This window comes from Streptomyces luomodiensis (assembly GCF_031679605.1).
GTDB classification, from domain to species: Bacteria; Actinomycetota; Actinomycetes; order Streptomycetales; family Streptomycetaceae; genus Streptomyces; species Streptomyces luomodiensis.
On sequence record NZ_CP117522.1, the window covers coordinates 7154058 to 7166416 of the forward strand.

Sequence of the window (12359 nt, forward strand, 5' to 3'; positions counted from 1 at the left end):
GGCTGAGGGACCGTCGGGACATGACTCGACACAACGAAGCGGCCGGCCTGTCCGGCGCAGAGCAGGTCACCCTCCGCAGCCCGGCCGAGCTCGCGGACGCCCTGCCCTATGTCCTGGGCTTCCAGCCGGACGACAGCATCGTGATGATCGCGTTGCACGGCCCCCGCGGCCGGTTCGGCGGCAGGCTGAGGCTCGGCATTCCCCGTATTCCCGAGGAGTGGCCCGAGGTCTGCGACCAGCTTGCCGAGTGCCTGATCAGCGGCAGCGAGCGGCGTGCCGGGCGGCCGGACGGGCTCATCCTGTTCCTGTGCCAGGAGCCGGCGGAGGGCGAGTCCGGGCAGGAGGCGATGGAGCGGCTGCGGCCCCTCGCCCAGTGCCTGCGCACCGCGTGCGGCAGGCTGGAGGTGCCGGTGTTCGAGGCGCTGTGCATCTCCGACGGCCGGTTCTGGTCCTACGTCTGTCCCGACCGGCGCTGCTGCCCGCCGGAAGGCGTACCGCTCGCCCTGCCCGGCACCTCGGTCATGGCCGCGGCGGCGACGTTCGCGGGGGTCCAGGTGCGTGGCTCGCTGCGCGAGATGGAAGCCAGGCTCGCTCCGCTCGACGCACCCCGGGCCGAGGAACAGGAGCGGGCGCTGGACGCGGCCGGGGCCGAGCTCGTGCCGAGGATTCTGGACGGTGGTGGCTGCGCGGCGGTGTGCGCCGAGACCCTCGGTCTGCTGGGCCGGATGCTGGACCGGTTCCGGGCCGCGCCGCCGGTCGCCGACACCCGTTCGGCCGATCTCCGCGATGACGGGCTGCTCGACGACCAGGAGGCGGCCACGGCGATCATCGCGCTGCAGGACCGGCGGACACGGGACCGGGCAGCCGGATGGATGGAGGGAGTGGAAGCCGACGCGGCGCTGCGGCTGTGGCGCGCGCTGGCCCGTCGCTGCGTCGGCTCCTACGGGGAGCATGCGGCGGCGCCGCTCACTCTGGCGGGCTGGGCCGCCTGGTCGACGGGTGACGAGCTCACGGCACGGGTGGCGCTCGGCCGTGCTCTGCGGGTCGACCCCGACTATCTCTTCGCCAGGCTGCTGCACCAGGCGTGCAACGAGGGGGTCAGCCTGGAGCTGTTGCGCCAATGCGTGCGCAGGGAGGGCGCGGATCGCGCCGTGCATGCGGCGGTGCACGAGGAGCTGGAGCGGCTCGGCGGCCTGGAGGCCGCCGAGCCGGTGGAAGTCCGCGAAGCGGCCGGAACAGCCGGCCCGGCCGATTCGGCTGAGCCGGCCGGGCCCGCCTCTGATGTCGAGCCCGCCGCTCACGCCAGGTCCTGCGACCCAGGGGCGGCGGAGCAGCCGGCGGAGGGGAAAGGCGGGGGAGGCCAGGAGGAGCGGCGACCGGAGCGAGGGCGGCCGAGCGGCACAGCGAGCCCGGGTGGCGAAGGCGGCCCTGCGCAGGCGAGCGCCCCGGGTGGCAGGCGCCGTCCGGAAGGGCGGCCGCGTACCCGTCGCAGGAGTGGTGGACGGGGAGCGCGCAGCCGCGGCTGACCCGGACCGGCCGAGCGTGTCCTCGGGCACCAGCGGTGGGCGGCCACAGGGCGGGTCGATGCGGAGGCCCCGAGGTGGATGGTGGGCGGTCGGCGGGTGGGGCGGATGCTCTGGAGCGGTGGACGGTGGACAGTGGCCGGCCGCGTGGTGGTGGTGGTGGTGAGCGGTGGGCCGGGACGTGGGGTGGCTCGGGGGACTCGGAAGGAGGTGCGGGAAACGTGCGGGCGAATGCTTGAGAGAGCGATTTCTCGAACATCAGTGATCATGCTCAAGCGCCTGATTATCGTCAGGCAGACGACTATGATTCGCGTCATGCCCTACGACCCGTCGGCTTTTCCGGCTTTCGCCGTCTCCGTTGATCTGGTCGTGCTCACCGTGCGGCGGCATGCGCTGTGTGCGCTGGCGGTCCGCCGCGGGGAGCCACCCTTCAAAGGGCGGTGGGCGCTGCCCGGTGGTTTCGTTCGGCCCGATGAGGACCTCTCCGCCGCCGCTGCCAGGGAGCTGATCGAGGAGACCGGGCTGCTCGCACATGACCCCACGCTCCCGGCTCCTCCGAACGCCGCCCATCTCGAGCAGCTCGCCACGTACGGCGACCCGAAGCGGGACCCCAGGATGCGTGTGGTCAGCGTGGCGCACCTCGCGCTCGCCCCTGACCTGCCCGCGCCCCGGGCCGGAGGCGACGCGCACAGTGTGCGCTGGGCCCCGGTCGAAACGTTGCTCGACCAGGACGGGGCCTTCGGTCGCGACAGCGATCTGGCCGCCCCGCTCGCCTTCGACCACGCCCGCATCCTCGCGGACGGGGTCGAGCGCGCCCGGTCCAAGATCGAGTACTCCTCGCTGGCCACCGCCTTCTGTCCTCAGGAGTTCACGGTCGGCGAGCTGCGCAGGGTGTACGAGGCGGTGTGGGGTGTGGCCCTGGATCCCCGTAACTTCCACCGCAAGGTCACCGGCACCCCGGGATTCCTGGTGCCCACGGGCGGTACGACGACTCGTCAGGGCGGCCGTCCCGCACAGCTGTTCCGGGCCGGAGGGGCGACGCTGCTCAACCCGCCCATGCTCCGTCCCGAGGTGTGACCCATGCTCCATCCCGAGGTGTGACGAGCCATGACACGACGGTTCCATAGGAGGGGTATCTACCGAAGAAATAGGACATAGCGGGTTAACGTGCTCCGGTACGCCACCAGTCCCCACGTGCCATCGAGCGGTTCCATGCCCCGCGGGAGAAGCCATGATCCAGGCCACCGGACTGACCAGCACCCCCCGCCGCAACCAACCGCCCGTCGTCGACGACCTCACCTTCGAGGCCCCGGCGGGCCGGGTCACCGCACTGCTCGGCGGCCCTGGCGCGGGCAAGACCACCGCGCTGCGGCTTCTGTTGCAGCTCGACCGGGGCCATGGCTCCGCCTTCTTCCGGGGCCGTCCCCTGCATCGCATCCGGCGCCCGGCTCATGAGATCGGCGTTCTCCTCGAGGACGTCCCCGGCCACCCGGGCCGCACCGTGCGGGGGCATCTGAGGATGCTCGGCGCCGCGGCCGGGGTTCCCGCCACGCGCGCCGATGTCGTGCTGGACGTGGTCGGCCTCACCGATCTGGCGGACGAGCGTCTCGGTGATCTGTCGACCGGGGCGGAGCGCCGCCTCGGTATCGCCGTCGCTCTGCTCGGAGACCCGCACACCCTGATCCTCGATGAGCCCGCACGGGGCCTCTCGGCCCGGGAGACCACCTGGCTCTACGGGCTGTTGCGTCAATTCGCCGCCCAGGGCGGCGCCGTCCTCGTCACCGCCGAGGACGCCGAGGGCGTCGTCCGCCTCGCGGACCAGGTGCTCACCCTGGAGTCGGGCCGGCTGGTGGCCGATCAGCCGGTGGACGAGTTCGCCCGCACCCGGCTGCGCCCCCGAGTCGTGGTCCACTCGCCGCTCGTCGGCCGGCTCGCCGCCATCCTGGAGGAGGAGGTCCACGCCGCCCGGCAGCTGGCCGAGGCCCGGGCGGCGGAGGAGGCGTCCCGGATGGCGGCCGAGCTCGAGAAGGCCGAGGCGGCCAAGGCCGATACCGCCCAGTCCGACGTCGCCGACGCGGGCGGCCTCGTCAAGCGCGAGGGCGCCGAGGTGGGGGTCAAGGTCAAGAAGAGGATCTGGCGCAGGACCAGGAAGGCCAGGTCCGCCGCCCGGGGCGTCGCGGCCGGAACCGGAGAGAAGAAGGCCGCCGCGGAAGCCGCTGGGGTAGCCAAGGAAGACCAGGCTGCCACGGAAGACACGGTGACCAAGGCGGGCGAGGCCGCTCCGGTGTCTCCCTCCGTCCCCGCCCCTGCCGGTGCCGAAGGAGCCGGAGTAGCCGGAGCGGTCGGAGCGCGGGCCCAGGCCGAGGCCGAGGAGGACAAGGCGGTCGCCGCGCTCGCCGACCCGTTCTCCGTGGTGCGGGACGACGAGACCCACATCTCCGTCTACGGTCTGTCCCCCGCCTCCGTCGGGGAGACCGCCTACCGCCACGGCATCGTGGTCCACCGGCTGGTCGAGGAGTCCGCCGACCTGGGGCCCGGGACCTCCGCGGGCGCCCGCGCCCGCGACCCCGAGGCACCCCCGGCCCGCCTGCTCCCCAGGCTCCGATTCCCCGGTCCCGCCTGGCCGATGCGCTACGAGGTGCGCCGCGCCATCGGCGTACGGACCGGCTGGCTGATCGGTGTCGCCTCCATCGTCGCCTCCTTCATCGCCTCCGTCCTGCTCGCCCGCGCGGGTGGTGTCGGGGAGCTGCACCGGCTCACCGGCTGGCCCGCAGACCTCCCGCTGCCTCCGGTGGCCATCGCGGCCGGCCTCGTGGGGGCCCTCGCCTTCGGCGACGAGTTCCGCTATCCGGCGCTGGCCGCGACCCGGGACGCGGTGCCCCGCCGGCTCGGTCTGCTGGCCGCCAAGCTCGTGGTGTGCGCGGCCGGTGCGATCCTGCTGTCGCTCGGCGTCATCGTGCTCGACAGCGCGGCGCTCCTGACGCTCGTCGGCGGCAGCGCCGTACCGCTGCCGGGGGACTGGCCCGAGCTGATGGCCAGCGTCTTCGGGCTCGCCATCGGCTCGTCGTGGGCCGGGCTGCTCGCCGCCGGAGTCTTCCGGTCCACCGCGCTGGGGCTGGCCACTCTGCTCGCCGTGCCGATCCTCGCGGTGCCCGTCGTCCAGCATGCGGCGCAGGACCCGTCGCTGCGTTCGCTGGTCATGCTGTCGCACCGGCTGCGCGCGGCGACGCTGGACCGGCCGCCTTCCATGATCGACCGAGGGCTTGCGGTCGCGCTGCGGCTCGCGTCCCAGCCGGTCGGACAGGCCCTGATGCTGTCGGTCGCCGTCCTGCTGTGCGCCTATGCCCTCACCGGCCTGCGCGGCAGGAGCACCCGCCAGTAGCACCCGCCGACAGCACCCAACGGCAGCGCCCATGGACCGGGCCGGGCGCCGGCCCCAGCGGAGCCAGTGGATCACGCTCGAGGCGGTTTCGCACGCTCTCGCGCGAACTGCTCGCAACTCCCCGAAGAATGCATCTTTCTGTCCGATTGAGCGTCAATTATGAGGTAATGGGCGATCACCCTTTCGTGTGCTTTTCACCAAAGACCTCAAGGGCTTCCGAGGCGTCGCCGACAAAGGATGCGTGAGTACCCTTGCGCACACCACGATGACCGCGGCTCGCCCCGCCGACTCCGGCCTGGCCGGTTCGGGCGAGCTTGATCGCTACTCCTACGCCGAAGCCCCCGGCGCCGACCGCGGCAGCGCCCCCTCCTGGGACGGTGCTGAGGCGGAGATCGGCCGGGTGGGCCGGCGTGCGGCCGGCAACCGGGGCCGCGGGCTGCACGGCCAACTCGTTCAGCAGCTGGGCCAGATGATCGTCTCCGGCGACCTGGGTGCGGACCGCCCGCTCGTCCCCGAGGAGATCGGCCAGCGCTTCGAGGTCTCCCGCACCGTCGTTCGGGAATCGCTGCGCGTTCTCGAGGCCAAGGGCCTGGTCAGCGCCCGCCCCAATGTGGGCACCCGGGTCCGCCCGGTCAGTGACTGGAATCTGCTCGACCCGGACATCATCGAGTGGCGCGCCTTCGGCCCGCAGCGCGACGATCAGCGCCGCGAGCTGTGTGAGCTGCGCTGGACCATCGAGCCGCTGGCCGCCCGTCTCGCCGCCGGGCACGGGCGGGAGGAGCTGCAGCAGCGACTCGCGGACATGGTCGAGATCATGAGCCATGCGCTGACCCAGGGCGACACCCTCACCTTCTCCCGTGCCGACGCCGAGTTCCACGCGCTGCTGCTCCAGGTCGGGGGCAATCGGATGCTGGAGCACCTGGCGGGCATCGTCGCCGCCGCGCTCCACGTCTCCGGCGCCCCGGTCTCCGGCTGCGACCGCCTCAGCGAGGCGGGAGTCGCCCACCATCGCCGGATCGTCGAGGCGATCGGAGAGGGCGACGCCGCGGCGGCCGAGGCGGCGATGCGCCAGCTGCTGACCGTCCACCCGGATCTCGATCATGCCGAGGTCGGGGTGCCCGCGCCGCGCGAGCACTGATCCGCGGCGCGTCCGGTGCCCGGACCGCCGGGCGTCCGGAGCGTGCGGCGTGCGGCGTACGGCAAAGCGGCGGGCCAGTGGGCGGCGAAGGTCGGCCCCATGGATGCCGTACGGCGTACGAGAGGGCGTCGCCGGATCCCGCGCCGCGGGTTCGGCGGCGCGGCGCGATCGATGGGTCGCCACCGCGCGGCTCTCGTCGGTTCACGACTCGGTCCATGACTCGATGCGCGACTCGGCCCACGACTCGGTCCATGACCCGGTCCACGGCTCGGTTCACCGCGCGATGCAGGGCTCGATGCGGGACTCGATGGACGACTCGATGCGCGACTCGGAGTTTTCTGTCCCGTTGGATGGGCAATTAGACCGTTATGGGGTGTGACTCGGGCCACGAGTATTGGGCGTAACGCTCTTTGGGGCAGCGCGATGATTAAAGAGGTGGCAGCCGCGGAGGGAATACGGATGTCGCTCGCAACGCTGTACTCCTCCGCACTCCGCCCGCGCCGTCGGTTCATCCCTGCCGGCGGTCGTCGGCTCCGGTCCCCAGCGGACTGAGCCGGAAGCCGTTTCCAACGTTCCGAGAGGTTGTTCGTGTCGGCCAGCACATCCCGTACGCTCCCGCCGGAGATCGCCGAGTCGGAGTCTGTCATGGCGCTCATCGAACGGGGAAAGGCTGAGGGGCAGATCGCCGGCGACGATGTGCGCCGGGCCTTCGAGGCTGACCAGATTCCGCCAACCCAGTGGAAGAACGTACTGCGCAGCCTCAACCAGATCCTCGACGAGGAGGGTGTGACGCTGATGGTCAGTGCCGCAGAGGCGCCCAAGCGCACCCGCAAGAGCGTCGCAGCGAAGAGCCCGGCAAAGCGCACCGCCACCAAGACCGTCGCGGCCAAGACGGTCACCACCAAGAAGGCCCCCGCCGCCCCGGCCGCTCCCTCGGCGGACGCCGGCGGTGCCTCGGTCGGTGAGGCCGCGGCCCCCGCGAAGAAGGCCGCCGCCAAGAAGGCCACGGCCAAGAAGACGGCCGCCAAGAAGGCCACCGCAGCCAAGAAGACGGTCGCGAAGAAGACCACCGCCAAGAAGGACGTCACCGACGAGCTCCTCGAGGCCGAGGACGTCATCGAGGAGGCACCGGGCAAGCCGGGCCCCGAGGGTGCCGAGGGCGAGCCGGAGAACGCCGGCTTCGTGCTGTCCGACGAGGACGAGGACGACGCCCCCGCGCAGCAGGTCGCCGCCGCCGGCGCCACGGCCGACCCGGTCAAGGACTACCTCAAGCAGATCGGCAAGGTCCCGCTGCTCAACGCCGAGCAGGAGGTCGAGCTCGCCAAGCGCATCGAGGCCGGTCTGTTCGCCGAGGACAAGCTCGCCAACTCCGACAAGCTCGCCCCCAAGCTCAAGCGCGAGCTGGAGATCATCGCCGAGGACGGCCGCCGCGCCAAGAACCACCTCCTGGAGGCCAACCTCCGTCTGGTGGTCTCCCTGGCCAAGCGCTACACGGGCCGCGGCATGCTCTTCCTGGACCTCATCCAGGAGGGCAACCTCGGTCTGATCCGCGCCGTCGAGAAGTTCGACTACACCAAGGGCTACAAGTTCTCCACGTACGCCACCTGGTGGATCCGCCAGGCGATCACCCGGGCCATGGCCGACCAGGCCCGCACCATCCGTATCCCGGTGCACATGGTCGAGGTCATCAACAAGCTCGCGCGTGTCCAGCGCCAGATGCTCCAGGATCTGGGCCGTGAGCCCACTCCGGAGGAGCTGGCCAAGGAGCTCGACATGACCCCCGAGAAGGTCATCGAGGTCCAGAAGTACGGCCGTGAGCCGATCTCGCTGCACACCCCGCTGGGCGAGGACGGCGACAGCGAGTTCGGTGACCTCATCGAGGACTCCGAGGCCGTCGTCCCGGCCGACGCGGTCAGCTTCACCCTGCTCCAGGAGCAGCTGCACTCCGTGCTCGACACGCTCAGCGAGCGCGAGGCGGGCGTGGTCTCGATGCGCTTCGGCCTCACCGACGGCCAGCCGAAGACCCTCGACGAGATCGGCAAGGTCTACGGCGTGACGCGTGAGCGCATCCGCCAGATCGAGTCCAAGACGATGTCGAAGCTGCGCCACCCGTCCCGTTCCCAGGTCCTCCGGGACTACCTGGACTGATACGCCACCGGCGACCGGCGGGTGACCGCCGCGTATCGGAAGCGGCACAGCGCGAAGGCCGGGCCCTTGAGGGGGCCCGGCCTTCGCGCTGCGCCGGCGCTCCGCTCCCCATGTGGCCCGTCTCCCCACTTGGCTCACCCGGGATGCGGTTCTCGCCGGACGGGGTAACGCTGTGTGTGCGACATGCTCCGTACGGTCAGGAGGCTGCATGCGTACCTCGCCCCGCTCGCTCCTCGTCGTCCTGGCGGTACCGCTGGTCGTCGCGCTCGCGATGGTGCTCACCGCGCCCGCTCCGGCGTCGGCCGACCGTGTCGTGATCGGCGGGCATCCGGCCCGTACGGTCGAGGCGCCCTGGACGGCGGCCGTGGCCAGCCGGGCGCTCTTCGGGGGGAAGCGGTCGGGCCAGTTCTGCGGCGGAGCGGTGGTGGCCCCCACGACGGTCGTCACGGCGGCCCACTGTCTGAGCCGTGGGGTGCTCGGCATGGACTGGCGCGAGGTGCGGGATCTCCGGGTGATCGTCGGCCGCAATGATCTACGGAAGGCCGACGGGCGGGAGTACCCGCTGGCCAGAATCTGGGTGAATCCGGCCTACGAGAGCGACAACAGGGCCGGGGACATCGCGGTGCTCACCCTGGGGGTCGCGCTGCCGGCGGCCTACACCATCCCCATGGCGGGCAAGGGCGACCCGGCGTACCGGCCGGGCGGACGGGCCGCGATCTACGGCTGGGGCGATACGGGGGGCGATGGCAGCTATGCGGCGACGCTGCGCACCGCCGCGGTGCGCGTGCTGGCCGACACCGTCTGTGAGACCGCCTATCCGGGCAACGCCGAGGGGGACTACGATGCGCGGTCCATGGTCTGCGCAGGGCTGCCGGACGGCGGGCGGGACGCCTGCCAGGGGGACAGCGGAGGCCCGCTGGTCGTCCAGGGGCGGCTGGTGGGTCTGGTGTCCTGGGGGAGTGGCTGCGCGGTGGCGGGACGGCCCGGTGTCTATACGAGGATCTCGGCGGTGGCCGGTCTGGTGGCCGCCCATGGCTGACGCGGAGCGTCGGGGCAGTGGTGGATGGAGCCCCGGACGGAGGAGGAGCCCGGAGCGGGACCCGGAGGGCCCGGGGGCCTTGCTGAGGGCCCACGATACGAGCATGGGCGGCCGCCCCACTGCGGGGGCAGACCGCCCGGGATCCGGCCCTGGGCCGGCGTCGCTCGTCGTCGTGGGTATGAGGCGTCAGCGTTCGTCGTCGGACGCGGACGCCGTAGTGGCGGTGAGCCGCTCGGTCTCGTCCTGTATTTCCGCGGCGATCTTCTTGAGTTCCGGCTCGAACTTGCGCCCGTGGTGGGCACAGAAGAGCAGTTCGCCGCCGCTGATCAGCACGACGCGCAGGTATGCCTGGGCGCCGCAGCGGTCGCAGCGGTCAGCGGCCGTCAGCGGGCTCGCGGGGGTCAGAACAGTAGTCACGTCGCCTCTTCTCTAGCTCGACGAGCTGTCGTACCAGGGTCAACATCCAACCAGCCTGAAATCGTTCCCGCTCGTGGCTTTTTCTCAAAAATTGCTTCTGAGTAGGCCGGATGGTGACGTTTGGCGGCGAATGAGCCGTATTGCCTAGCTTTGCTGTTTCGCGTCGATTGTCTGATTTGCCCTCCCGGCCGGGTTGCCGGTTGTGAATGAGGACGTGCCCGGAGCCTAAATGGTTCATGCCTGAAAGGGAACGTGATTCGTGCGGCACCCCCTGTGAGGTATCGAACGTACGAGCGAGACGGTGGCCGGTGCGACTAGCATGGACGTTTCAACGGGTGGCGGCACAAAGGCTCTATCAAGCCTCGGTACGCTCTGACGGGCGACCATGCCACCATCGTGCCCACAGCCGGGCCAACCAGAAATTCAGCGAGGAGCGAACCGCGTGACCGCCGACACGTCCGTGCCGTCCACTGCGCTGCTGACCGGAGCAGACCGGGGCGGCTCCAACTACACCGCGCGGCACCTTCTCGTCCTCGAGGGGCTCGAGGCAGTGCGCAAGCGCCCTGGCATGTACATCGGCTCGACCGACAGCCGTGGCCTTATGCACTGCCTCTGGGAGATCATCGACAACTCCGTGGACGAGGCCCTCGGTGGCTTCTGCGACCGCATCGAGGTACTCCTCCACGACGACGGCTCCGTGGAGGTGCGGGACAACGGCCGGGGCATCCCGGTGGACGTCGAGCCCAAGACGGGGCTGTCCGGCGTCGAGGTCGTGATGACGAAGCTGCACGCCGGCGGAAAGTTCGGCGGCGGCTCGTACGCGGCCTCCGGCGGTCTGCACGGCGTCGGTGCCTCCGTGGTGAACGCGCTGTCCGCCCGTCTCGACGTGGAGGTGGACCGCGACGGCAAGACCCATGCGATCAGCTTCCGCCGCGGCGTTCCCGGGATCTTCACCGAGTCCGGGCCGGACGCTCCGTTCGACCCGTCCAGCGGCCTCCTCAAGGGCAAGAGGGTCCCCAAGACCCGCACCGGCACCCGCATCCGCTACTGGGCGGACCGCCAGATCTTCCTCAAGGACGCCAAGCTCTCCCTGGAGACGCTGTACGCCCGCGCGCGGCAGACCGCGTTCCTGGTGCCGGGGCTGACCCTGGTCGTCCGGGACGAGCGGGCCCTGGAGGGGCGGGAGGGGCCGGTCGAGGAGACCTTCCGCTACGACGGGGGGATCAGCGAGTTCTGCGAGTACCTCGCCCAGGACAAGGCCGTCTGCGACGTGCTGCGGCTGTCCGGGCAGGGCACCTTCAAGGAGACCGTCCCGGTCCTCGACGAGCGCGGCCACATGACGCCGACCGAGGTCACCCGCGACCTGGGCGTCGACATCGCGCTGCGGTGGGGCACCGGCTACGACGCGACCCTGAAGTCGTTCGTCAACATCATCGCGACTCCCAAGGGCGGCACCCATGTCGCCGGTTTCGAGCGCGCGGTCACCAGGACGGTCAACGAGGCGCTGCGCACCACCAAGCTGCTGCGTGTCGCCGAGGACGACGTCGTCAAGGACGACGCCATGGAGGGCCTGACGGCGGTGGTGACCGTCCGGCTGGCGGAGCCGCAGTTCGAGGGCCAGACCAAGGAGGTGCTGGGCACCTCGGCGGCCTCCCGGATCGTGGCCAATGTGGTCTCCAAGGAGCTCAAGGCGTTCCTGACCTCCACCAAGCGGGACGCCAAGCAGCAGGCTCGCGCCGTTCTGGAGAAGGTCGTGGCCGCGGCCCGTACGCGCATCGCGGCCCGCCAGCACAAGGAGGCGCAGCGCCGTAAGACCGCGCTGGAGTCCTCCTCGCTGCCCGCGAAGCTGGCCGACTGCCGCAGCGACGACGTGGGCCGCAGCGAGCTGTTCATCGTCGAGGGGGACTCGGCGCTGGGCACGGCCAAGCTCGCCCGGAACTCCGAGTTCCAGGCGCTGCTGCCGATCCGCGGCAAGATCCTGAACGTGCAGAAGTCGTCGGTCTCCGACATGCTCAAGAACGCCGAGTGCGGCGCGATCATCCAGGTGATAGGGGCCGGATCGGGCCGGACCTTCGACATCGACCAGGCGCGCTACGGCAAGGTGATCTTCCTCGCCGACGCCGATGTCGACGGTGCGCACATCCGCTGTCTGCTGCTCACCCTCTTCCAGCGCTATATGCGGCCGATGGTCGAGCAGGGGCGGGTCTTCTCGGCGGTGCCACCGCTGCACCGGGTCGAGCTGGTGAACCCCAAGCGGGGGCAGGACAAGTACCTCTACACCTACTCCGACCAGGAGCTCCAGGAGACGCTGCTGGACCTCCAGCGCCGGGAGATCCGCTACAAGGACGGCATCCAGCGCTACAAGGGTCTCGGTGAGATGGACGCCGACCAGCTCGCGGAGACCACGATGGACCCGCGCCACCGCACCCTGCGGCGCATCAACATCAGCGACCTGGAGGCCGCCGAGCGCGCTTTCGACCTGCTCATGGGCAATGAGGTCGCGCCCCGTAAGGAGTTTATCTCCAACTCGGCGGCGACCCTGGACCGGTCGCGCATCGACGTCTGACGCGCGGCGGCCGGCCCGGCCGGTCCGGCGGGGGTCCCTCAACCCGGGGTGGGGAGACCCCCGCCGGCGTTTCCCCGCCGGCTCGCTCCTGACATGCCGGTTCCGGGCCGTTCATCACCTGACTCACCTGATGGGGTGAACGTCCG

At 71.0% G+C, this 12359-nt stretch carries 7 protein-coding genes and 1 pseudogene; 7 read left to right on the forward strand and 1 reads right to left on the reverse strand.

Annotation, left to right across the window (positions count from 1 at the left end):
* The first annotated feature begins 20 nt into the window (after window positions 1–20).
* From PS467_RS30230 to PS467_RS30255, 6 genes and pseudogenes are all read left to right on the forward strand, one after another.
* Window positions 21–1526, forward strand: a complete 1506-nt coding sequence (locus PS467_RS30230; protein WP_311037857.1) for a DUF4192 domain-containing protein — start codon at window positions 21–23, stop codon at window positions 1524–1526.
* Window positions 1527–1838: 312 nt separating this feature from the next.
* On the forward strand, window positions 1839–2600 hold the full coding sequence (locus PS467_RS30235; RefSeq protein WP_268974829.1) for an NUDIX hydrolase: 762 nt from the start codon (window positions 1839–1841) through the stop codon (window positions 2598–2600).
* A 154-nt stretch (window positions 2601–2754) separates the two neighbouring features.
* Window positions 2755–3162: pseudogene (locus tag PS467_RS42200) on the forward strand (ATP-binding cassette domain-containing protein); the annotation flags it as partial.
* Between the two features lie 1930 nt (window positions 3163–5092).
* The gene (locus PS467_RS30245) at window positions 5093–6043 is read left to right on the forward strand and encodes a FadR/GntR family transcriptional regulator (protein WP_311037859.1); all 951 of its coding nucleotides are present in this window, start codon (window positions 5093–5095) and stop codon (window positions 6041–6043) included.
* Between the two features lie 582 nt (window positions 6044–6625).
* Window positions 6626–8191, forward strand: coding sequence for an RNA polymerase sigma factor (locus tag PS467_RS30250; RefSeq protein WP_311037860.1), 1566 nt, complete (start codon window positions 6626–6628; stop codon window positions 8189–8191).
* A 208-nt stretch (window positions 8192–8399) separates the two neighbouring features.
* Window positions 8400–9230, forward strand: a complete 831-nt coding sequence (locus tag PS467_RS30255) for a S1 family peptidase (RefSeq protein WP_311037861.1) — start codon at window positions 8400–8402, stop codon at window positions 9228–9230.
* 186 nt (window positions 9231–9416) lie between these two features.
* Here PS467_RS30255 and PS467_RS30260 read toward each other — a convergent pair whose 3' ends face one another.
* Window positions 9417–9647, reverse strand: a complete 231-nt coding sequence (locus PS467_RS30260; RefSeq protein ID WP_268974834.1) for a DUF7455 domain-containing protein — start codon at window positions 9645–9647, stop codon at window positions 9417–9419.
* A 442-nt stretch (window positions 9648–10089) separates the two neighbouring features.
* Here PS467_RS30260 and PS467_RS30265 point away from each other — a divergent pair, with 442 nt between their 5' ends.
* Window positions 10090–12213: a DNA gyrase/topoisomerase IV subunit B gene (locus PS467_RS30265; RefSeq protein WP_268974835.1), complete on the forward strand. Its 2124-nt coding sequence runs from the start codon at window positions 10090–10092 to the stop codon at window positions 12211–12213.
* Window positions 12214–12359: the final 146 nt, after the last annotated feature.